The 21,358-nt window shown below is 50.1% G+C and carries 29 protein-coding genes; 6 read left to right on the top strand and 23 right to left on the bottom strand.

Translation table 11 applies throughout. From position 1 onward, the window contains the following. Window positions 1-22: 22 nt before the first annotated feature. The gene (locus HJY11_RS03935) at window positions 23-556 is read left to right on the top strand and encodes a hypothetical protein (RefSeq protein WP_208074686.1); all 534 of its coding nucleotides are present in this window, start codon (window positions 23-25) and stop codon (window positions 554-556) included. Window positions 557-616: 60 nt separating this feature from the next. Here HJY11_RS03935 and HJY11_RS03930 read toward each other — a convergent pair whose 3' ends face one another. The 3 genes from HJY11_RS03930 to HJY11_RS03920 form a co-directional block, all read right to left on the bottom strand. Next, on the bottom strand, window positions 617-1,186 hold the full coding sequence (locus HJY11_RS03930; protein WP_208074685.1) for a biotin transporter BioY: 570 nt from the start codon (window positions 1,184-1,186) through the stop codon (window positions 617-619). A 200-nt stretch (window positions 1,187-1,386) separates the two neighbouring features. After that, window positions 1,387-2,772 carry a hypothetical protein gene (locus tag HJY11_RS03925; RefSeq protein ID WP_208074684.1) on the bottom strand — a complete coding sequence of 462 codons (1,386 nt, stop codon included), beginning with the start codon at window positions 2,770-2,772 and terminating at the stop codon, window positions 1,387-1,389. A 21-nt stretch (window positions 2,773-2,793) separates the two neighbouring features. Beyond that, window positions 2,794-3,621: an HAD family hydrolase gene (locus HJY11_RS03920; protein ID WP_243764183.1), complete on the bottom strand. Its 828-nt coding sequence runs from the start codon at window positions 3,619-3,621 to the stop codon at window positions 2,794-2,796. A gap of 315 nt (window positions 3,622-3,936) precedes the next feature. Between HJY11_RS03920 and HJY11_RS03915 the strand changes: the two genes are divergently transcribed. Next, complete coding sequence (locus HJY11_RS03915) at window positions 3,937-4,794, top strand: LCP family glycopolymer transferase (RefSeq protein ID WP_208074682.1); 858 nt, start codon at window positions 3,937-3,939, stop codon at window positions 4,792-4,794. A 59-nt stretch (window positions 4,795-4,853) separates the two neighbouring features. On the opposite strand, the gene HJY11_RS03910 is transcribed toward HJY11_RS03915, so the two are convergent. Next, a complete protein-coding gene (locus tag HJY11_RS03910; protein ID WP_208074681.1) occupies window positions 4,854-5,654 on the bottom strand; it encodes a helix-turn-helix domain-containing protein in 801 nt (266 codons plus the stop codon). 106 nt (window positions 5,655-5,760) lie between these two features. Between HJY11_RS03910 and HJY11_RS03905 the strand changes: the two genes are divergently transcribed. Continuing rightward, window positions 5,761-6,006, top strand: a complete 246-nt coding sequence (locus tag HJY11_RS03905) for a hypothetical protein (protein WP_208074680.1) — start codon at window positions 5,761-5,763, stop codon at window positions 6,004-6,006. Window positions 6,007-6,142: 136 nt separating this feature from the next. On the opposite strand, the gene HJY11_RS03900 is transcribed toward HJY11_RS03905, so the two are convergent. From HJY11_RS03900 to HJY11_RS03890, 3 genes are all read right to left on the bottom strand, one after another. Continuing rightward, entirely contained in the window at window positions 6,143-6,319 is a 177-nt protein-coding gene (locus tag HJY11_RS03900; RefSeq protein ID WP_208074679.1) for a hypothetical protein, read from the bottom strand. Beyond that, window positions 6,306-8,876 carry a hypothetical protein gene (locus HJY11_RS03895; protein WP_208074678.1) on the bottom strand — a complete coding sequence of 857 codons (2,571 nt, stop codon included), beginning with the start codon at window positions 8,874-8,876 and terminating at the stop codon, window positions 6,306-6,308. Before HJY11_RS03895 ends, HJY11_RS03900 begins: the two co-directional genes overlap by 14 nt. A gap of 177 nt (window positions 8,877-9,053) precedes the next feature. Then, window positions 9,054-9,563: a hypothetical protein gene (locus HJY11_RS03890; RefSeq protein ID WP_208074677.1), complete on the bottom strand. Its 510-nt coding sequence runs from the start codon at window positions 9,561-9,563 to the stop codon at window positions 9,054-9,056. A gap of 148 nt (window positions 9,564-9,711) precedes the next feature. Here HJY11_RS03890 and HJY11_RS03885 point away from each other — a divergent pair, with 148 nt between their 5' ends. Then, a complete protein-coding gene (locus HJY11_RS03885) occupies window positions 9,712-9,891 on the top strand; it encodes a hypothetical protein (protein WP_009532310.1) in 180 nt (59 codons plus the stop codon). Window positions 9,892-9,937: 46 nt separating this feature from the next. Here HJY11_RS03885 and HJY11_RS03880 read toward each other — a convergent pair whose 3' ends face one another. The 12 genes from HJY11_RS03880 to HJY11_RS03830 all read right to left on the bottom strand — a co-directional run bounded on the left by HJY11_RS03880 (window position 9,938) and on the right by HJY11_RS03830 (window position 16,233). Then, complete coding sequence (locus HJY11_RS03880) at window positions 9,938-11,251, bottom strand: tyrosine-type recombinase/integrase (protein WP_208074676.1); 1,314 nt, start codon at window positions 11,249-11,251, stop codon at window positions 9,938-9,940. Between the two features lie 2 nt (window positions 11,252-11,253). Next, window positions 11,254-11,895 carry a recombinase family protein gene (locus HJY11_RS03875; RefSeq protein ID WP_208074675.1) on the bottom strand — a complete coding sequence of 214 codons (642 nt, stop codon included), beginning with the start codon at window positions 11,893-11,895 and terminating at the stop codon, window positions 11,254-11,256. Next, on the bottom strand, window positions 11,892-12,092 hold the full coding sequence (locus HJY11_RS03870; RefSeq protein WP_066866675.1) for a hypothetical protein: 201 nt from the start codon (window positions 12,090-12,092) through the stop codon (window positions 11,892-11,894). Before HJY11_RS03870 ends, HJY11_RS03875 begins: the two co-directional genes overlap by 4 nt. Before the next feature lie 217 nt (window positions 12,093-12,309). After that, window positions 12,310-12,672: an HNH endonuclease signature motif containing protein gene (locus HJY11_RS03865; protein ID WP_208074674.1), complete on the bottom strand. Its 363-nt coding sequence runs from the start codon at window positions 12,670-12,672 to the stop codon at window positions 12,310-12,312. After that, the gene (locus tag HJY11_RS03860; protein WP_208074673.1) at window positions 12,647-12,928 is read right to left on the bottom strand and encodes a hypothetical protein; all 282 of its coding nucleotides are present in this window, start codon (window positions 12,926-12,928) and stop codon (window positions 12,647-12,649) included. Before HJY11_RS03860 ends, HJY11_RS03865 begins: the two co-directional genes overlap by 26 nt. 258 nt (window positions 12,929-13,186) lie before the next feature. Continuing rightward, window positions 13,187-13,870, bottom strand: a complete 684-nt coding sequence (locus tag HJY11_RS03855; protein ID WP_208074672.1) for a hypothetical protein — start codon at window positions 13,868-13,870, stop codon at window positions 13,187-13,189. Then, window positions 13,863-14,000, bottom strand: coding sequence for a hypothetical protein (locus HJY11_RS03850; RefSeq protein WP_208074671.1), 138 nt, complete (start codon window positions 13,998-14,000; stop codon window positions 13,863-13,865). The genes HJY11_RS03855 and HJY11_RS03850 overlap by 8 nt, the downstream gene beginning before the upstream one ends. Next, window positions 14,000-14,356, bottom strand: a complete 357-nt coding sequence (locus HJY11_RS03845) for a DUF5681 domain-containing protein (RefSeq protein WP_208074670.1) — start codon at window positions 14,354-14,356, stop codon at window positions 14,000-14,002. The genes HJY11_RS03850 and HJY11_RS03845 overlap by 1 nt, the downstream gene beginning before the upstream one ends. A 16-nt stretch (window positions 14,357-14,372) precedes the next feature. Beyond that, on the bottom strand, window positions 14,373-14,582 hold the full coding sequence (locus HJY11_RS03840; RefSeq protein ID WP_066866683.1) for a hypothetical protein: 210 nt from the start codon (window positions 14,580-14,582) through the stop codon (window positions 14,373-14,375). Window positions 14,583-14,795: 213 nt separating this feature from the next. Further along, window positions 14,796-15,785, bottom strand: coding sequence for a hypothetical protein (locus tag HJY11_RS03835; RefSeq protein WP_154429974.1), 990 nt, complete (start codon window positions 15,783-15,785; stop codon window positions 14,796-14,798). A gap of 2 nt (window positions 15,786-15,787) precedes the next feature. After that, the gene (locus HJY11_RS15425; RefSeq protein WP_256184603.1) at window positions 15,788-15,913 is read right to left on the bottom strand and encodes a hypothetical protein; all 126 of its coding nucleotides are present in this window, start codon (window positions 15,911-15,913) and stop codon (window positions 15,788-15,790) included. A 23-nt stretch (window positions 15,914-15,936) separates the two neighbouring features. Continuing rightward, complete coding sequence (locus tag HJY11_RS03830) at window positions 15,937-16,233, bottom strand: PC4/YdbC family ssDNA-binding protein (protein WP_066866686.1); 297 nt, start codon at window positions 16,231-16,233, stop codon at window positions 15,937-15,939. A gap of 958 nt (window positions 16,234-17,191) precedes the next feature. Here HJY11_RS03830 and HJY11_RS03825 point away from each other — a divergent pair. Together HJY11_RS03825 and HJY11_RS03820 are read left to right on the top strand one after the other, a co-directional pair. Then, window positions 17,192-18,820 carry an ABC-F family ATP-binding cassette domain-containing protein gene (locus HJY11_RS03825; RefSeq protein WP_024729799.1) on the top strand — a complete coding sequence of 543 codons (1,629 nt, stop codon included), beginning with the start codon at window positions 17,192-17,194 and terminating at the stop codon, window positions 18,818-18,820. A 13-nt stretch (window positions 18,821-18,833) separates the two neighbouring features. After that, window positions 18,834-19,235, top strand: coding sequence for a winged helix-turn-helix domain-containing protein (locus HJY11_RS03820; protein WP_024729798.1), 402 nt, complete (start codon window positions 18,834-18,836; stop codon window positions 19,233-19,235). Window positions 19,236-19,295: 60 nt separating this feature from the next. On the opposite strand, the gene HJY11_RS03815 is transcribed toward HJY11_RS03820, so the two are convergent. The 4 genes from HJY11_RS03815 to HJY11_RS03800 form a co-directional block, all read right to left on the bottom strand. After that, window positions 19,296-19,628, bottom strand: a complete 333-nt coding sequence (locus HJY11_RS03815) for a hypothetical protein (RefSeq protein WP_024729796.1) — start codon at window positions 19,626-19,628, stop codon at window positions 19,296-19,298. A 292-nt stretch (window positions 19,629-19,920) separates the two neighbouring features. Next, the gene (locus HJY11_RS03810; RefSeq protein ID WP_024729795.1) at window positions 19,921-20,160 is read right to left on the bottom strand and encodes a hypothetical protein; all 240 of its coding nucleotides are present in this window, start codon (window positions 20,158-20,160) and stop codon (window positions 19,921-19,923) included. Window positions 20,161-20,162: 2 nt separating this feature from the next. Next, window positions 20,163-20,699 carry a hypothetical protein gene (locus HJY11_RS03805; RefSeq protein ID WP_009257981.1) on the bottom strand — a complete coding sequence of 179 codons (537 nt, stop codon included), beginning with the start codon at window positions 20,697-20,699 and terminating at the stop codon, window positions 20,163-20,165. Window positions 20,700-20,721: 22 nt separating this feature from the next. Then, the gene (locus HJY11_RS03800; protein ID WP_009257980.1) at window positions 20,722-21,354 is read right to left on the bottom strand and encodes a hypothetical protein; all 633 of its coding nucleotides are present in this window, start codon (window positions 21,352-21,354) and stop codon (window positions 20,722-20,724) included. Between the last annotated feature and the right edge of the window lie 4 nt (window positions 21,355-21,358).

The raw sequence follows: 21,358 nt of genomic DNA, 5'->3' as shown, positions 1-21,358 counted from the left end.
GGGTGCGAGAGGAACAAACAAGATGCGCAAGACCACTGTTTTGTTGATCGCCCTGCTCTGTCTGGCGCTGCCGGGCTGTGCCAAGACCGCCAGCACCCAGGAGGAGATGGTGGCCCTGGCCCTCCCTCACCTCCCCATCACCGGGGGGGGAAGCCGCCTCCCTGCGGGCAGTGGGGCAGGCCCGCCAGGGGGGATGGCCCTCCTGATCCTCGCCGTCGGCGAGGGGGAGGTGGCCGTCTACTTCCCTGTCAGCTTCGATCAAAACGGCAGCCGCTATATCTTTTCCGCCCTGGAGGAGGGGGAACTGACCCGGCGCGCCCCGGGCTGTTACAGCTACCGGTGGCGAAATGGGCTGGTGCTGCTGGTGGACAACCCCGACTGTGTCCGCGTCGAGCGAAGCGGGGGGACAATGGGGACAGGTCGCGTCGCCGACGGCTTTGACACCACCCCCATGCTCATTTTCGACGCGGAGGCCTTCTCCGCCGACAACGGGAGCGGAAGCGAGCCCCCCTACCGCTGCCGCTTCTTTGACGCGCAGGGGCGGGAGCTGCAGTGACCTTGCACCGGATATATAAAAGAGGAAGGACCCCACCGCGGTGGGGTCCTTCCCTTTTGGCTATTTTGCGGCGCTTCTGGCCGACAGGAAACCGCCCTTTTCCAGCCGCTGGCGGATGGGGTAGGCCGCCAGACAGGCGACAACGATCTTCCCCGCGTCTCCCGGCAGGAAGGGAACCACCCCCGTCAGCAGCGCCTGGCCAAAGGAGAGGTGCATCTGCATCCCCAGCCAGAGACTGCCGAAGGCATAGCAGAGCAGGCTCCCTGCCACCATGGCCACCGGGTAGAGCCAGACTGTTCCCGGAGACCGGTCCACCAGCCAGCCGGTGGCGGCGGCACAGAAGACAAAGCCGACGATGTAGCCCCCGGTGGGGCCGAAGAGTTTGTCCGCCCCGCCGGTAAAGCCGGCAAAGACCGGCAGCCCCACCAGCCCCACAGCAATGTAGACCAGGGTGCCGGCAGTCCCCCGCCAAAAGCCCAGACAGGCCGAGCAGAGAAGGACCGCAAAGCTCGCCAGGGAGATGGGCACCGGGGTGAAGGGCAGGGGAACGGACAGGGGGGCCAGCAGGGAGATGAGAGCTGCGGCCAGGGCGGTGAGCACCAGCTCTCTGGTCTTGGACGGTTGACGCATGGGAATTCCTCCTCAATGTAAACTATATTTTATATAACAAGTATACATTGATTTCCCCTTCCGTTCCATCCACAGATGAAACAGCCTTTCCCGTCCACCTCCACTGTAAACTATTTATAGTACACAAAGTTTACAACGGAGACATAAAAAAGGATCGCCCTGCCGGATTTGGCGGGGCGATCTTTTTTATGTAGGCGCCGTCAGGAGAAGAGTTTGTCCAGATCAAAGGTCTGGCCAAAGGTGGGCAGCAGCTTGGGGATCTCCCCGGTGTCCAACAGCTCGGGGTGGTTGCCGTGCAGGGGGGCCACCAGTTTGGGGGCGGCCAGCTTCATCATCCGGGTGATCTCCCGGGGAATGGCGTGGCCAAAGGTGCCGTGGAAGTGGTAGCGCACCCCAAAGTCATCCAGCCAGGCGTGCAGGATTTTGTCCCCCGCAAAGAGGGGGTTGCCGTCGGCGTGGAAGTAGTGGGAGGGAACTCCCTGCTCCCCGGTGCGCTCCAGCTCGGCCATGATGGGGGTCTTGGGGTAGATCAGGTAGAAGACATAGTCCCTTTTGTGGTGGACGATTTCCTGCAAGCTGACCGTCTTGTAGGGCAGGCCGCTGGGGTCCTCCCCCTCAAAGAGGCGGATGGCGTCGGTCTCCTCCAGCACCGGGTCCCCCTCCAGGTGGCTCAGCCCCTCGGTGGCGGCCGTGTGCCAGAGCAGGGCGGTGGCCCGGTCGAGCACCAGGGTGCGGCCGCACTCCTTGGTGACTTTTATGAAGTCCGCCACCCGCTCCACGTTGCGGCAGAGGATGTTCAGGTAGCACAGCCCCTGGGCCTCTCGCAACATCTCCCGGTAGAGGCCGGGCAGCTCCAACTCCTTCTGGGGCAGCTGCTTTTGCCAGAGGGTCTCCTCCTTCAGCTGGGTGGTCTCGGTGATGATCATGTCCAGGTGCTGCTCGGCCATATCGGCAAAGAGCCGCTCCACATAGTCCCGGTGGCGGCCGTGGGTCCGCCAGTCGCCGGTGTAGAGGATCTTGTGTCCCCCGGCAGTGACGAGGAGGGCCGAAGCGCCGGCGATGTCGTGGTCGGTCTCCCGCAGCTGGATGCGCAGCCCTTCGCCGAGCTGGCGCTCCTCCCCGTCGGCCAAACCGATGATGTTTGCCCTGGTGCCGTACCACTCGCCGCTGGCCACCACCCCGTCATAGACCGAGACCGAGTCCCTGTGCATATACAGGTCCACCTGCTCCCCCAAAAAGGGCAGCAGCTCCATGTGGTCTTGGTGGATGTGGCTGACAAAGGCCGACACCCGCTTGTAGCGGGGGAACTGCATTCCGTCCCAGGCGTTTTGGATCACGTCTTCATAGGACAGATCCCCCAAATAAGCCGGGTCGTAGAGGGGGAAGACCGGCGGGGCCTTGCGGGTCAACAGGTGCTGGCGAAGCCCCCGTGGCAGCTCCATGTGCACCGCCGGGTTGAGCCAGTCGTAGTGGGCCGAGGGGCGGGCGCCGTAGTCAAAGAGGATGGCATCCTCCCCACAGCCGATGAGGACGTGGGTGCCGCCGATGGTGTTGAGGCCCGAGAAAAAGGTGATGGTGGGATGCATGACGTCTCTCCTTTCTGCCGCTTAGCGGGCCAGCTGGCGCAGGGTGTCGCAGAGCTGGTCAAGGGTGGTCAGCCGGGCGTCCCACTGCACGTTGTCGTGAATTTCATAGGGGGACATGCAGATGGTCTTGCCCCCGAACTTCTTGATGGGCGAGAGGTCGTTGAAGGTGTGATCGCCGATGGAGAGCATCTCCTCCGGCCGCACGCCGGTCTCTTTTTGGATCTGGGGCAGCAGGGTGTCCAGCCCGTAGGGCTTGTTGGTGCCGTACTTCACCTGGTAGACCTTATCCAAAAGCCCCAGCTTGCGAATAAATCCCTCGGCCCCCACCTGCTGGGTGTTGGTGAAGATGTAGGTCTTTTTGCCGCTGGCAGTCACCTGGCCCACCGCCTCCTTGATGTCCTCGTGCAGCCGCATGGCATAGGGGCCCTCCAGCATCTCCTCGCGCACCTTCAAAAAGCACTCGGTCCCCCGGGCGCGGGGGATCCCCATCCGCTCGCCGATGAAGAAGGTCACACTCCAGGCGTCGCCCATGTAGGTAAAGTGCTTGTTGTGGTCAAAAAACCGCTCTTCAAAGCCGTCGCTGCGCCGGTTTTCCACCGGGGTCACGGCAAACAGCTCCTCCACCGTCTCACAGTGCAGGCTGGCGTCGGTCTCGTAAAAGTGCCCCAATTTGAGAGGCATCTGCCCCCGAATGAGCGCAAAGCACTTGGCGGTGATGTCGTCCTCCCGCCCCTGCCAGCGGGTCCCCTCGGCCAGATAGGCCACGTTGCGGGAGATAAAGCCCTCGTCCTGGTACAGGGTGCCGTCCATGTCCAGGATGACCACCTTGCAGTCCTCCAAAAAATCCATCTTCAAAGCGTACTCCTCCTCGCCGCCCCGGCAGAAATCAAGCCAGCCGCTGCATCCGTCCCTCTAAAAGGCCTGTCCCCTCAAGCACAGGCCTCTACACATCTGCCGCTGCTTTGCAGAAATCGCCAGGTGGGTTTCATTGATTTGCCTCTATGATAAAACGTTTTTACAAGAAAAACAAGGTCTCATTTGCACAAAGGCGCTCCCCCTCTTTTGTCACTTTGGGTCAGTCGCGCCGGGACTGCTCCGCCCGCATATCCTCCCGGCGGACGGGCCATACTCCCCCTGTATACAAGCGAAAGGGGGAAATGGCCTGTGAAACGCAGCACCCGTCTTTTTTGGCAGAGCTTCAGCCTCACCTTCCTCGCCCTCATTGCGGTCTTTGCCCTCGCCTTTGGGCAGCTGGTGCAAAAGCCCGCCTTGGAGGAGCGGGAGAAGCAGGCCCAGGTGGTGGAGGCAAACTACGCCTCGGGCACCAATCTGCTGCTCTGCCTGCGGCCTGAAGAGCGCAGCCTGCCCGACGCCTTTTTGCTGGTGGGGATAAGCGGGGCCAAGCGGCAGCTGGCCCTGACCGTCCTCCCCCCCTGCTGGAGGGTGTCCTTTGCCAACCGAGAGGACAGCCTGCAACAGTGCTACGGCTACGGCGGCGCCATGGAGTGCGTCAGCGCCCTGCAAGCCCTCACCGGGCTGCGCATCGACTACTACGCCGACTTGACCGATCAGACCCTGGCCGCCATCCTCGACGAGGTGGGGGAACTGCCCTTCAGCGTGGCCGAGGACATCTACCGCTACAACGAGACGAGCGGCCTGCTCACCTTCAAGCTGCCCTACGGCCTTCAAGATCTCAGCGGCGACAAGCTCACCGGCTACCTGCGCTACACCAAACTGGAGGGGGACGAGAAGGAGACGTTGCGCCTGAACCTCTTTAAGGCATACCTGGACCGCTACCTCACCGCCCAGTCGGTGGCGGGGATGTCCCAGTGGTTTGCCCGCTGGTCGGGCCAGTGCAAGACCAACATCACCTCGGTGGCCTGTCTGCAACTGCAAAAAGAGCTGACCGAGGCCCTCTCGGGCCAACCCAAAACCATCACCGCCCCCCAAATTTTTTACGGCGGCGGGCGGGACTACGATCCCACCCAGGACGGGATGCTGCTGAAAAGCTACTTTCGCTAAAAGGCGGGGAGAAGCGCCCGGACAGACAGCTGTCCGGGCGCTTCTCGCCTCTGTTCCCCTCACAGCAAATCGAGGCGGCCCAACACCGTCCCCAGGCAGCTAAACTGACTTCCCTCCTCCACGGCGACGTTGGGAAAAGCCCGGTTGAGCGCCGCCAGCCGCACCCCGCCGCGCACCCGCTGGTAGAGCCGGATATACCCCTCTCCGTCCAGGTTAAAAAGGCCGATCTCGTCCTGTCTGGCCGGGCGGCGGGAAACCGCCAGCACCTCCCCGGCGTAATAGGCCGGCTCCATGGCGCTGCCGTAGAGCACCACGGCAAAGTCGGCGGCTCGGGCCGTTTCATTGTCCTTTACCGAGATGTGGCGAACGGAGATGGAGTCCACCGCCGTCCGCCCACCCTCTGCCCGGGTGGGAAGATAGCAGGGCAGCACCAATTCATTCGGATTGCCGGGGCGGTGAAGGGTGTCAAATGTCTTGACCATGGTCAGGAGGATCCGCCGCTCCCTGCCGGTGATCCGCCGCAGGCTCCAGATCAGCTGGTACTCCTCCTCGGTGAGGAGCAGGGGCTGCTCCACCTCCTGCTCCAACAGGGCGGCGCGGCTCTGCCCGCTGGGATAGACGTCGCTGAAGTAGCGCATCGGCAGCCCGAAGAGTCGGGCCAGCCGCTCCACCGTCTTGAGGGAGGGGTCTTTGGTCGCCCCGCTGAGAATTTTGTTGAGAGTCCCCAGGGGAACGCCCGAGTAGTCCGCCAGCATCTGGGTGGTAAACCCCTCCCGCTCCTTCAGCAACCGCAGCTTTTCTGAAAGCTCCCGGCCTCCCCCCTCTACCCAAATATCCGCACACGGTAAATTTTCGCCCATTTCCTGTAAAAAGTCCCTCCTTTCATTGACTTTGTCCCCCTTCCTGGTAGCATGGGGTAGGCGGCGTGTGGGAGCCGCACAAGTTAGCAGAAAAGGAGACGTTTTTATGAACACACCGAGACATCGCTTTGCAGTCATCTCCAACCCGGAGAAAAACCGTTTTGGCATACAGGCGGAGGGCGGAATCGAGACGCCCCTCTTCTCCCCCGACCCCTTACAGGTGGCACGGCTGGCCTCTCTCTTTGAGCAGGAGGAGCTGGATCCCGCCCACCTCTGCGACGTGGTGCGGGATCTGTTCTGCTCCGCCGCCTTTCCCGACAGGGATTCCTACTTTCCCTCCCTCGAGTGGTAGACAGTCTTCTCTGATTCTATTTTACCATTATCAAAATCTTCTGAAAAGCGCCGATTTTCGACAAAAACAGACACCCTTTTCAGGCCTGAAAAGGGTGTCTGTTCTCTCTATCGGATGGGTGGACGCGATTGCCGGTTCACATCTCTCCCCGGTCCCGTCGCCGGGTGCGGCGGATCAGGTAACCGCTGCCCAGCAACACCGCCCCGGCGAGAGCCAGCAGCGCCGGGATGTCAAGGCGGCAGCCTGCAAAGGCAAAAAGGGCCACGCCCCCGCCCGCCACCAGGCTGAAAAAGAGAAAATCACAGAGTTTCACGGTCTTGTTCCTCCTCTCGGTCCAACTGCCCCTTGCGAAAGAGGGTGTAGCCGGCAGCCAGCGCCGCCAGCGACAGCAGACCCCAGTGGATGCCGCAGGAACCGGCTTTCCGGCCCATCTCCCTGCCCAGCAGCCCGGCGCCCGCATCCCCGGTGTTGGGCTGCCCGTCCCCGGGCGCAGTGCTCTCCCCCTCGATCGACCCGCCGGCGGTTTTCTCTGCCAGCACGTACTGCAAAAAGAGGGAGGTGCGGTTGCCGGAGGAGTCCTCCAGGGTGTAGGCGATGACGTATTCCCCTGGCAAGGCGGTGTCGATTCCCTCCACCGCCTTGCCGTTTTGGGTCACGGCGAAGCGGGTCTCCTTGAGTATTCCGTCCGGCTGGGCAGAGGTGAAGCGGTAGCGGCCGTCGATCAGGGCGCGGATTTCCGCCCCATCCAGCCAGCCGCCCGACAGGGGCGGGTCGGTGATGGCCTGCACCAGCCGGTCTGTCACCGTGGCGTACTTGGCGCCGCTCTGCCAGTCCTCTACCACCTCCGGGCCGTCGGGGTGACTGCCCGGCTCTACGGTCTCGTCCTCCGGGTTGTACTCCACCGCCGGGGGGCTGTCTTTGCCCAAGAGGGTATAGGTCAGGTGGACGGTGGTCCGGTTGCCCTGGCTGTCGGTCACTGTCTGGCTGATGACGCAACTGCCGGGCTTGGCAGTGTCGAGGGCCGCCTCCCTCCCGTCCACCGTCACAGTGACCGGGCTGCGGGTGAGGACCCCGTCCCCCTGGGCACTGCCGAACTGGTAGCGGCCCTGCAAAATCTGCTGGGCAATCTCCGGGGTCAGCTGGCCACCATAGGCCGCCGGGCTCCCCACCACCTCGGTGACGGCGTCGTACACATGGGCGTGTTTTCTCCCGGTCTCCGGGTCGTCCTTCACCGCCGGCTGGGGGAGGGGCTTTAACGGGTCAAAAGAGGGGCCCACCGGCGGGTTGGGGTTCTCGCCCCAGGCCACTGTGGGCGGGGCGTCTCGGTCAACGAGGGTGTCGGTGAGCACCACCGTAGTGGTGTTGCCCTCGGCGTCGGTCACCACGCAGGTGACGGTGAAGGCGCCGGGCCGGGTGGTGTCCACCCCCTCGCCGGTGACGTCCTTGCCGCCCTGGGAGATGGCGTAGGAATAGGTGAGTTCGCTGCTTCCCGGCAGGTTGGAGGAGAAGCCGTAGCGGCCGTCAAAGAGGTCCTTGGCGTCCTCCGCCGTGAAGCGGCCACCGTAGAGGGGGGTCTCCCGGTCGATGACCTCCTGGATGCGGTCGCGGATGGAGAGGTGGACCAGGCCGGTTTCGTCGGTGGTCTTCTCCGGGTCGGAGGGGGAGGCGCCGGGATCGCTGGGGTTGGCCGAGGGCGGGTCGTTGACGGTGACCGCCAGGGGATCGGAGAGATTCCCCGCCGCGTCCAGTACCCGGTACTTGCCGTTTTGGGTGGCGGCAAAAGTCTGGCTGGCGGCGCCGTTGCCGCCGGTGAGAGAGAAGGTCTGGGCGCTGGTCCAGCGGCCGGTCTTGGCGTCATAGCGCTCGACCTTCCAGACCCCCGAGAGGTTGTCCGACAGGGTGAGGGTTTTCCCCGAGGCGGCGAGGGTGGGGGCGGTGACGTCGATCTTCACCGCGTCCTCCACCGTGGTGGACAGTTCCCCCGTCTGGGTGTTCTTGGCCTGATAGGCCGTCTCCGTCCCGCCGGTCTCCTGGCTGTAACTGGTTTTGCGGTTGCCCTCATCCAGGGTGGCGGCGACTGATTCCCCCTCTTTGACGAGGAACTGGTTGAACTGGTCGGGGTAGAAGGCGATCTCCACCGGGCCGGCGTTCCAGCCGTTTTCGTTGGCCGGGGTGCGGGTGTAGTGGTAGTCCTTTCCCGCCGTCCCCTGCTCTGCCGCCGGCTTCTCCGGGTCGTAGGGCACCAGGGGGACCGCGGAAATCAGTTCCGCCCCCGAATACCGCTTGGACTGGAAAAAGTCGTCCACCATCATCTGGCCGATGGTCACCGCTTTCCCCTCTGTGTTCTGCACCATGGCGCGGTAGGTGATGACCGTCTCGGCGGGCGAACAGGTGAAGGGGATGCCGTCGTCGACCCCGTCCCCATTTGCATCCACCCCAACAATGTTGACCCCGCTCACTTCAACGCCGTCCACCGTCACCTTTTGGGCGGCGCCCTGCAAAGCTTCCAACCCTGCCGTGGGGTATTTGCCGTACTGCGCATCCTCTTTGTCCACCTGTTTCAGATGGGCGTAAACCACCTCGCTACCGGCAGCGGTATTGGCATTTTTTACCTTCGCCTGTACTGTCACCACCGCACCGTCGGGAATGGTGTTCCCTTCGCCAAATCTATTCCCATCTTCATCCAGCAGTTTGGTCTCCACAAAACTGGGGGAGTAGTGGGTATACTGAAGGCTCTTAAATTCGCCGGATACATTGATGCTTTGGTCGGGGGCAACGGAGCTGGGCCAACAGAGGTCGTTTCCCAACTGGATGGTGGCCTGATCTCCCTTGACAACCGAGCGAATATTAAAAGAAAAATTAACAGGCACTCGCCCTATCTCTCCATAACTCTCCATAAGTGATACCCGTATTACCTTTTTGGGATTTCTACTTTCCCTAACTCGGTCTATCACACCATATCACGCCGTAAGTTTAGTATTACGATAGTATAAAGAAAAGCCTTGACTGGTTGTTGTTCCTGTCAAGGCTCTCTTTGTTTTCTCCACTTATTTTAATGTAAAGATTTCTGATGGGAAGTATCGTCCACCTGCTTCGTTTTCTTTTATGCTGTCTTTGTCACATACGACCTTGCCAACATCTCCAAAATCAACTGTTATCGTGTTCCATTGACTGTCGTAATCAGTAAATTCAAGTATAGCGTCTGTGATTGAACTTGTACGAGAGATTGCCAAGTCCTCTATTGTAAGAGGGCTGGGGTCAGCTTTACTCAAATCAACTGTTACACACAAATCTTTGTCTTTCAACGCAACATCTGTGATTGCTTCATTGTCACTGTCAATAGCACCAGAAATAGCGGTTTTCACATCTTCAACGAATTTGTCAGATGTTGCTTGCTGTTCTGTTGAACTGATAGCGTCTTTTGCTCCGTCCTCAACACCGTTCTTTGCTCCTGTGTTTCCAAAGATAGCGGCCAGAATAACAACAATAATTACCCAAAACCACCACTTCTTGAAAATCGGTTTCTTGACATTGCTTTTGGTTGATTTATCTTTCATAATGCCATACCTCCAAGTTTGGTTGATATTAGCATTATAGCAGAGTGTAACACAAAAGTACAGTATAATTTTAACTCACTATTGTGTCATAGTTTTGCACCTCTTGTCAATACTATAATGTAATCAAAACCAATGGAGGAATTGCATTATGGAGAAATTTATCGTAACACCCAAAGAAGATAAATCTGTCACCATGACGATACGCATAGATAGAGCCTTGCAAGAGGAATATAACGATTTAGCAGCTAAAACGAATCGTTCTCGTAATGAACTAATCAGCATGGCTTTACAATATGCCCTTGACCACATGGAATTGAAAGATGAATGATGACTAAATGAGAGCCTTTGGATTTTTTCCTCTGGCTCTCAATTATTTATGCGTTCAATCGTAAGAACTCATTTACCTTTGTTGCTACTTCCTCTTGCTGTTCCTCAAAGCTATGAGCATAGATGTTCATTGTAGTGGAACAGGTTGAATGGCCTAATGTCTTTGATATTTCAATGATGTTGACTTCCAGATAATTGAGCAGGGTAGCACATGAATGTCTCAACCCATGAAGCGGAATAATCGGTAATTCCTCTAATCCCTCGGCCTTTGCTTTGTCTGGATTATTCTGCACCCATTCATTATAGCGGTGTAAATGCTTTGTGAAATACTGATAAGGTGTTGTATGCCCCATAAGTTTTCCGTCTGCTTGAATGAACAGATTACCGCCATTGCTCAAATCGCCTTGCCATGCAGTACCATGACTAAATCGTGTCTGTATGTACTCAAAGTGATACTGCTTCAAAAGTGGGATTACATCATCTGGAATAGATACCTTTCTGACAGATTTCTTTGTCTTAGGCTCTTTATAATCAAATCCGTTTTCCGTCATACCCACAGACTTTGAAATAGAGATTTTCTTCTCCTTAAAATCAATGTCATTCCAATGCAAAGCAAGTGTTTCGCCTTTTCTGAATCCACAGAATAATGAGAGAGTGAAGAACACCTTATATTGTGTAGGCACAGTATAGGATTCTGTGTACTCATTCACATAGTATGGTTTACCTGTATCATCAATACGCTGATGGCCTTTGTAGGTTACCTCGTATGACATATCCAGAGATTTCATAAACATCAATGCTTGCTTTGGAGTAAAGAACTTTAAGCCCTCGTCCTCGTCTTTTCTTTTGGGCTTTTGTGCGTCTTGGCAAGGATTGTTTTCAATCATGCTGTAACGCTTGGCTGTCTTAAAAATCAGATTCAACACATTAGCAAATCTCTTTATGGTACCTGTTGCATAGTCATCAACCAGAGTTCTATAAAAGGCTTCAATGTGTGGTGTTTTGATATGAGCTACCTTATATCCCTTAAAGTAGGGAATGATTCGGCTTTCTAATGCCTGTTTATATCCTGCATAAGTACCATAAGCAATGTTATCTTTAACACTCTCAAGCCATTTGTATGCAAAATCTTCAAATGACATTTTTTCTGCGTTGAAGTCATAGCCATATTTTAATTTATCTTCCATATCCATGGCATACTTCTTCGCTTCTCGTTCTTGTTGTTTGGGTGTTGCTGACTGATTAACCGAATATGTAAGATTCTTAACCAGTTTCTTACCCTTATTATCGTAACCCATACAGATTACTATACGATAGACAACTCTACCGCTTTTATATTCAACTCTGTTGACTGATGCCATATTTAACACCCTTTCTCAATTTGATTTTTGTAACGATAAAAGGTAGGTTTTGTCATGCCTAATTCACGCATAAGCTCAAATGGTTTCTTTTCCCCTTGCTGTACTAAGCGATAGTGGGTAGCAAATTCTTCAAGGTCCATAACTCTTGGCCTGCCATAATCGTCCCATTCTCCACGAGCCTTTTTCTGTTCAATGCCTTCTCGCTGTCTTTTCTCTCTTTTCTCAATTTCAACCTGTGCCATGCTTGCATACAACTCAATCATCATATTATTGATAGTCTCTAACATCATACGAGCCATTGAGTTTTCCATAGCTGATAGGTCAATCAATGTTGTGGGCAATTCTAACACCATAACACGAATACCGTTGTCCTTAAAGAATCGTAATTCCTTTAGTGTGGCTTCCTTATTTCGCCCTAATCGGTCAAGTTCTGTGACGATCAGCACATCACCACTTTCAAGGATTTCCTCTTTCAACATAATATATCGTGGCCTGTCAAAGTCTTTACCTGTTCTCTGGTCTGTATAAACTTTGCTTTTATACAACTGGATATTATGTGTTTTGCAATACTTGGTAAGTTCTGCAATTCCTCTGTCTAAGTGCTGGTCCTTTGTGCTTGTCCTGTGATAAGCTACATATTTCATTCCGACACCCCCTTATCGTATAAATCGCAGTTTCCACCATCAATAACGGTAGAGGGCTTTTCTTCATACATCTCACATTTAGAAACATTGCATGGCATATTCGTATCATCATATTTGTATAGGCAATCCGTACACACCAAATCAGCGTTTCTGATAAGTTCAAACTTTAGCTTGTCATTCTTAAACTTATCGTTCATCTGAACACCTCATTTCTTTGCCGAACAACTGTTCGTTTCTGATTTGATAATATCAGGCAGGTATCAAAAAGTACACCTCTTTTTTGAGAATAATCAAAAGTTTTATCTTGTACTTTTTGAACCCTATTTTTAAGCCTTTAGAGATAGTATCAAATTTTATAAATTCTGATACCACATCAACAAGCGGCCATTGCACGCTGTTTTGCTCTGTATCTTTTCATTGCTTGGCTGATTCGTGCATTACGAGTGCCATGCTTGAATTTTCCTTGTTTGTCATAAGCTCCAGATTATCAATGCAGTTATTTGCTTTGTTCTCGTCCTTGTGATTGATTTGCATACCCTCTGGAATAACACCTTTATGAGCCATATAGACAAGCCTATGAACTCTCATGTGCTTTTTGATACCCTCATCATTACACACATCAACTTGTTTATATCCTCTTTGTGTATATCCTTGTGGTAAAAGCCTGTCACGTTTTAGGCTGTAAACCTGTCCGTCAGTAGAAATGAGATATTTTGAAAATCCCTTTGCCTGTCCCCATTCGACATTGTTTTTATGCTGTGTTGCTGTCTCCGTCATTGCTCTCAACCTCCGTTTCGCCGGTATTGAGAAACTCAATGAATTTATCTACATTCACAAGAAACTTATTACCGGACTTAATATGCACGATTTTGTTCTGTTTGCACATCAACCAAAGTGCTTTATATGAAATACCAGATTCATCTGCAAGAGTCTGTAAAGGCACCATACGAGGGATGCGTACATCTGATACAATAAAGTTAAATTCCTGCTCTGGTAAAGTGTTCGTATTGTTTGTGTTATTTTTCTTTGCCATTTTGTATTCTCCCTTTCGATTAGGGACACGAATACAAATTCATCTGAACTATTGTATTGTTGTCCATGTTTTGTGTTTGCTCCGTCTGGACAACTGGACTATTCTTTAGTGACCGATTTATTTTATTCTCAATTTTATGTTTATCCCCAGAGGTTCTCTGTTGACTTCTGGTGAACTTTTATCCTATACAATAGGAATACATTACCTTATGACTTCTGATTCAATCTGGATTATCCTGTGTTATTCTGGGATTATCCTTTATGCTGTCTCTTCGTTTGGACTCCATGCAGAAGGCTTCTTAAACGCATTGACCTGTTTTTCAATGTTTCTAAGATGAAAGCCCTGCATATACACAGAAGCAAGTCCCTGTTCAGCCTCTTTCAATTCAGATTCTTTCAATCTGTCAAAAGCCTGTTCAGCAGAAGATTTACTACCCTCAAAAGCACGCTCCCTAATCTTTACAGATACCATATCAGCATAAGCGGGATATTTAAGCAGTTCCAGAACAGCCTTGCTACCGACAACACCAGAATTGATAGAATCCGTCAAAACCTTAGTAATACGGTTTGCATGGTTGCTGTTCATTACCTTAGGCATCTGAGACATAAGCTGAAGTGCTTTGCTCTGTACTGCCTGTGTATCGTCCTTTTCATTTGCATAGTCATAACCACGATTGCGGATTTCCTCAACCCTGTTATTCATACGGTCATACACAAAAGCATTTTCAGCAACCATATCGTGAAGTTTGCCCTGGAGCTTTTCATAGATTTCATTTACCATGTTCTTATCAACACGCTTATACACAGAAATAAAATCTCTGACATTTGCAACCAGAATACGCACATCATCAATGGTCTTTGTTTTTCTGAACTGTTCAAGCAGTTTATTGTAGTTCTCAATGATAGTCAGTCCGTTATTTGCAATAGTATTGACTTTAGCCATTTTCTTCTTCCTCCCATTCGATATTTTCGTTCTCGTCTGACACAGTCACAAATCCTTGCTCTTTGTAATATAAGTCATACGCACCTTGCGTTACCTCTGTGGTAACTGTTCCGTTTGTAATCTTAACCATTATTCGTCTACCTCGTTTTCATCTGGGGCATTGTTCCATTCATCTTCCCAGTCGTCTTCGTCCCAGTCCTCGTTTTCTTTACCGTATGGAACAATCCTAATCACAGTAGGAGCAGTATCTTCTGTACCGTCTAAAAGAAAAGCAGTATTTGCACCATAAGCCTTGTCAATGATGTACTTACAAGCATTGAATCGGTCCTTGTTGTATCTGTCATTGGCAATCTGAATTATGCTTTGCAGAGCTTCAACGGTAGAAGATTTAAGCAACCTCTGAAATTGCTCCTTTTGTGATTTCTGCTCTGCGGTTTGCTTTGGCCTGCCTTTTGGATTACCGCTTTGTCCTTTAGCATAAGGCATAGAAAATCACTCCTTCCTACATATCATAGATGTTCACGCTCCTTGTTGTAGGATTCCAGTTCTCTATGAATTTCTGTTTTACTTTGTCCTGTGAGAGATGAGATAAAATCTCTTGTTTTTCCTGTATCTCTGCTTTGAGAGATTCAATCAGCATATTGTAAGCCTGTGTTCCTGTTCTGGGTTTGTGCTTCAATGTAATGTCTGCTGATATGCGTTCTACCTGCATTAGTGAACACCCCCTTATTGTTAATGTACTGTTATCTGTTTGTGTATCTGTCTACTTTATAGACACTTTTTGAAATTCTTAATTTGCTCAAACACATCAAATAATGGCTTTTATACACTCATAAATGCTGTTTTACACATAGATTTTGAGTTTTGCACTTTCTTGATTTTGGGGTCGCAGGGTACCAATTATTAGTACCTTAGAAGCCCTCTTTTATAATGAATTGTGCATTTGCTTTACGGTTCGTATTACATCTTCTGGCATACCAAAATTGTTTTCACGATAATATGCAATGACCTGTTTTGACCTGTCGCCCTGTTTCTTAAACGCATACCATTTTTTCAATGCCTTGCGTAGCACCTCAACATCAACAATACATTCCTTGCATTTGTATAAAGTTTCACTAATTTCTTTACCAGAGTTAGAGGTCGTCAAACATTCAAACACCTCTTGCACACAACCATTCAGCATAGGTTTAATGTTCTTTTCGCATATATCAGTAAATGTTTCTTGGTATTGGTCGATTAGCTTTCGTAAAGACTTTCTTGTGAGAATATCCTCTAATGACATTCTATCGGCATACATACTATCGAGCATTCGTTCTAAGAATACAAACTCAACACGAATAAGGTTGCTTTCCACTAACGGATTTCCTTTATCATTTTGTTCCTTAGACTTGTTGTAAACTTTCAAACGGTAATAATGGTCTTTTCTGTATATAATGCTGTCTTGGTCCTTACGAAAGGTTTTCTTTTTGTCCCTTGCTTCCTGCGCAATAAAAGTTTTGTCAACTGATTTCTCAAACAGATTGATTACATCTTTCGGTTTGCATTTGCCCACACATTTAATAGTAATGTTGCACTCCATGCTTGACACATTCAACTGCTTTAATATCTCGTTGGAGTAATTACCTTTCATGTGCTTTTTTAAGTATGCTTTCATGTATTCGATAACCTTATCACTAATCAAATCTATCTGAATGCAATCAGATAATTGAAATGGTTGAATGTTGTTTGGTCTTACTGCGTGTGGCAGATTCACATAAGCAGAGACTTTACCGCCTAAGCACTCAATCCATGCAATATCTTTGCCAGATTCATTTGTTAGAGTTTCCTTTGGAAATGTTACGGTTTCCAAGCCTTTTATTGTAAGTTGCATTTGGAAGTTGATTCCGTCAGCACCTTGTAATTTTTTCTTTCCCATTTTCACACCTCGCCCATTGCTTTCTTTATGTCTTTGATTATTGAAGCTGTTTCCTTGATAATTGCTTCGATTAAAGCAATGTAGCTTTCAGCATAATAATTTCTTTCGTCAGTCTTTGCTCCGTTCATATCCAATACCTCACATTCTTTGCTCACATATATTCATCAATGCAATTCACATCAATGCTGTTCAAGATTTCCCTTAACTTGATAAACTCTTCCTTAGAGAAAGTGATACCACGCAAAGGATATTGCAATCCATCTCTGTCAGATACTCGCCATGCTCTAATATCAAACACAGGCTTCTTGTCGTTCCACTTTACAATCGACACTTCCTTTGAGAATCCACGAAAGCCCACCATGATAGTGTCAATATGTTCCTTAACTTCGTACTCGGTAACCTTACCAGCATTACACGCAAATTCATGCTTATTTGTTTTGTTATCCATTTTCCTTGTTCCTTTCCTTTTGATTTTAGGCAACAAAAAAGAGAAGCCAGTTAAACCTCGTCTAAAGGTAACTTTGCTTCTCTAAGCATTCAAAATATTAAATTAACTGGTCTTTTCCGACCTGTATATATTATACCACATTATTTTCTGAAAGTACATAGGCAAAATAAACTTTTTTCCTTATTTTTCCGACTATTTTCTTGAGGTCCTTTTTATATATAATCCTCAGATTAACCAGATTGACCCCAGATTGATTTTAATGGATTAACCTATATTTTATATATCCTATTCCTAAAAGTCAATTCTGGATTATCTGGGAACTTCTGATGATACCCCTTAAATAAACAGTAATACAATAGTATAAAGTTGTTATGCCTATCCACAAAATACAAAGAGAATTAAGGGCAAATAAACCGAAACTCATTTGTTCAGTTTTGCATTGTGCAGTATGAGAGATAATTGTCATAAAAGCCTTTAACTGCAATACTTTGTTGACCTTTTCTGCCTTGCCAAAAGTGAAACTCAATGCTATGCTTTTTCTATATTGCTTGTGATGTCAGTATTACGCTTGCTGAACAAACAAGCACAATCAAAGAAAAATAGGATTACACCTCTCAAAAGGAGATACAGCATGAATATGAACTTTCATTTAACCGATCAGCGTAAAAAGAAAATCAACTCTGTACAATCCATACCGATGAAACATTGTGCAGAGTATAGCGTATAAACGACGCATTTAGATTTCATCGGGAAGCCATCAAGGGGGATTTTGTACCCATTTTTAGAAAGCGGCTTCCCATGCAGTTATAATGTGTATGAGGCTATGGACAATGTTTTGTCCATAGCCTTTTGTTTTTGGCGCTGCTATGCCAGAGGCAGAAGGCAGATACATTTGTGTATCTTTGCTTTCTGCCTTTTTCTTTTGTATCAGAGAATATACAGGAAAGGTTTGATAAACATGAGCTTATTAGAAATTGACGGACTGACACACTCTTTTGGAGAGAATGTGCTATACAAAAATGCAGGCTTCACACTCAATAAAGGAGAGCATATCGGCATTGTCGGCCAAAATGGAACTGGAAAAAGCACTTTAATCAAAATATGCACGGAACAGATCATACCAGACAGCGGGCGCATTGTCTGGCAACCAAATACTACGATTGGCTATTTGGATCAATATGCGGAAATCGACCATACCTTAACGATGAAAGAATTTCTCAAATCCGCTTTCACAAAGTTATTTGAAATGGAGGCACAGGCAATGGAGCTCTATGAAAAAGCTGCTGGCGGCGATATGAAAAGCCTTGAAATGGCCGCCCGTTATCAGGAACAGCTTGAAGCCCATGACTTTTATTCGATAGATACCGCTATTGAGCGTGTCGCCAATGGGTTAGGACTTCTTGCGATTGGCCTTGACCGTCCGATTGCTGAAATGAGCGGCGGTCAGCGAGCAAAAGTGATTTTAGCAAAATTACTGCTGGAAAAGCCGGATGTTCTATTGCTGGACGAGCCGACCAATTTCCTTGACAAAGACCATGTAACATGGCTGGCGGAATATTTATCTACTTTGGAAAATGCTTTTTTAGTGGTTTCCCATGATTTCAATTTTCTGGATAAGATAGCGAACCGCATTTGTGATATAGACAATGACACGATTACAAAATACTACGGCACATATTCCGAATTTCTGCGGAAGAAAACCCTGCTGCGGGAAGATTATGTACGGCAATATGCGGCCCAGCAAAAGGAAATTAAAAAGACAGAGGAATTTATACGGAAGAACATAGCGGGCAGAAAAGCAAAAATGGCGCAGGGACGGCAAAAGCAGCTTGACCGGATGGACAAAATGGAAGCCTTAGACCAAAAAGAAATTATTCCGCACTTCCATTTTCCCGTACTTCCTTTAACCGACACAGAACACTTATTAGTGAAGCATCTGGCAGTTGGCTACCATTACCCCGTCTTATCAAATATTGAATTTAGCATTAAGGGAGGACAAAAAGTTGTTATTACTGGATTCAATGGAATTGGAAAATCGACACTGCTAAAAACCCTGATTGGGGAAATTCCATCTATACAGGGCCATTTCAAATTTTCCGATCAGGTTACTATCGGATATTTTGAACAGGATTTAGAGTGGCAAGAACCTGAATTGACGCCTATTCAAATTGTTGCCAATGCTTATCCCAATATGGTGACAAAAGATGTCCGCAAACATTTGGCACGATGTGGGATTTCCAGTAAACACGCTATGCAGGCTATAGGAACATTAAGCGGTGGAGAACAGGCAAAGGTAAAAATGTGTCTGCTTACACTAACTCCCTGTAATTTTCTAATTATGGACGAGCCTACAAACCATTTAGATGTACAGGCAAAAGAGGCTTTGAAAACAGCCCTTATGGCTTTCGTAGGAACGGTATTACTTGTATCACATGAAGAATCCTTTTATCGTGACTGGACGCAGAGAGTAATTAGTATCGAAAAAAATAAGCCTGTTATGGACAGGCTACAGGCTGGCGGGATATTTTCATTATCCTCTAATAGCGTCGATTGGCGCTATAATTTCTCGAATAATAATGAAAATTGATGGAGGTAATTTATTGGGGAAAATTATAATTCTGTCTTTTAGCGACAATGAGAATACTCTCTATAGCAGCATCATATCAGTTCTTGCTTCTGTTGCAGACTTCTCCACGGTGGCCGCCTCCACAGACGCACCGCTGCTCTTTGGCTCTCTGCAAATTGACCCGCAGCGCAGGTTGGTTTGGCAGGCCGGCCAGACGGTGGATCTGACGCCGATGGAGTTTGACATTCTGCTCCTGCTGGCCCGCCGGCCAGGACAGGTATTCTCCCTTCGACAGATCTATGAGGCTGTTGCTACGGACTCATATGATGCCAGTTGGACAGGCATCTCCAGCATGGTCTACAAACTCCGTCGCAAGCTGGGTGCCAGCATAATTGAAACGGTGTATGGTCGTGGCTACCGTTTCCCGTCAAAATAACAAAACAGCGCCGCCTCGGCTCTACCAAGGCGACGCTGCTGTTTGTTATATCAAAACTATTCAGTTTTCGACTTCCACATGGAGCTGCCCAGCAATTTCCTCTACGGACATTCCGTTTTTCATTGCCAGCTTCACAATCTCTTGAATTTTCTGCTTTTTCGTCTTACGGGGCTTTCGGGGAGCCTTGGGAGCAAGGATCTCCTGCTTTTTTGCCTCCAGAGATTTGATGCGTTCCTTTGCTGCGGTGATCTTCGCATCGTACTCTTCTACAACAGTTTTCTTTTTCTCCTCCAGCTCATTGATGGACTGATTTATCTTCGTGATTTTTTCATCCAGTTCATTCGCTCTCTCTTGCGGGGTACGGCGCTGACGCTTGTTCTCGGCTTCTGCCATTTTAAGATCACCTTTCCTTTGTGCATAAATAAGATGTGCGTATGGTAAAAGAGTACCACACAGCATATCAAAACACAAGAAGATGAGGTCGAAGTATAATAGAAAATTGAGACCAAAAGAGCATACGGCCGTCCGATTATGAAATACCGTAAAATGATTTCGCTTGATTTGACACGGGCCATGTCAGCCCCAAAAAGAAGGGCCGGGTAGAGGAATTTTCCTCCGCCCGGCCCTGTTACGAATTTACACGGATTCTGCCCTATGCTTTTGATAAGGGCAGACAAAGCACTTTTCAGTCATCCGTCTTAATCAGGATATAAAAACTGTCGCCGGCATCGCGGGCTTCTTCTCTGCGCCAGTCCTCTCTATAGGGAAGACTATAGAAGCCGCATATATAGCGAACATCATCGTTATTCACTCCCGTTTGGCCCAAAGAGCCGAAACAGTGAATCACACAATCTCCATCCTCATTTCGGCGCTCCAGAAGCCTGAAGCGGCCAGCGAGTTTCCTGTGGACTTTGCTCCAATCCATTGTTAAACCTCCCATTGGCCGCGGCCGATAAGCACCGCTTTCTTTCCTGCCTTTTCCGGGATCGGAAGTTCAATGCGCATATTTGCGCCGTCACCTTCGACTTTCCCCTTCGGCAGAACATATCGCGCAAAGCACTCCCACTGGGGTTGTCTATAACGGCCAGTCAGTCCGCAGAGCCCGCTGGCAGCCGACCACTGGTTGCACTCGCTGCACGGGAAGCAGACTTTCCTCTCGTCCTGGTATGCCTGTGTGGCCTTGTTGTCCGCCACCAGGCGCTCAAAACGCTGGATCAGTTCTTCCTCATCGGTGACGATATAGAAAAAGTTCCCATAATGCAGAAACCGCCCCGAAATTACCGTGCAGCCCTGATACGCCTGACGCTCTTCTGACCGCTGCCACTCCGGCTTCCGATTTACGAAATTTCCATACCACTCATAGATCGGGTCCAATGTGTACTGCTCAAACAGCGGATAAAGCCGCTCCAGCGTCTCTATTGGCTCCCATCCCCAGAAGCCGCCATTTATTTTAATAATCGTCATGGTATGTACCTCCCTGTTATAATTAGGTGTGGACGCTGTACTGGGCTTTCTGCAGGTTATCCGCACCATGCAGAATGATGCCGCCGCAGATTCCCGTGCCCCGGGGCGTGACCTCTTCAAAGAAGAAGCTGTACGGCGCACCGTCATCATAAATGAGGATCTTCTCCGCATCCCGCCACTGGAAATGGTGTTCCAGAGTTTTCCCCAGCTTGTGCCGCAGGAGCGGTCGCTGGGCGATTTGATGGAGATTCTGCCTGCTGTGAAATTCAAAGCGGCGGGTCACCTTCTCCGGCACGGAGAGCTGGCTCCAGTTCCATCCGGCCATATCCGTCCCGGCCTCCACACACTCGTGGAAGCGGCGGTAGGGCAGCCGCACCCACTCCTCATAGCCGCGCAGGCTGTCCGCACCGGCGCTTTGCAGCCAGGAAAAGCGGATCACCAGCATCTCGCCGTCCAGTGCCCGTGTGAGCCGAAGGGCGGCATAGCAGCCGCAGTCAGCCACGATAATCTGACGCCCCGGCTCCCGCTCCAACTGCTCCAGCGTATCACGCAGGATTGCAAAGCGGTACGGGGATTTATGCCTCCGGGATATGGTGTGGAGATACAGCAGTTCTTCACTGCAGGATACTTTTACCAAAATACTGTCAAACATCATAAAG

It is taken from the genome of Bittarella massiliensis (ex Durand et al. 2017), from assembly GCF_017566145.1.
Classification (GTDB): Bacteria; Bacillota; Clostridia; order Oscillospirales; family Ruminococcaceae; genus Bittarella; species Bittarella massiliensis_A.
This window is presented reverse-complemented; position numbering and strand designations above follow the sequence as displayed.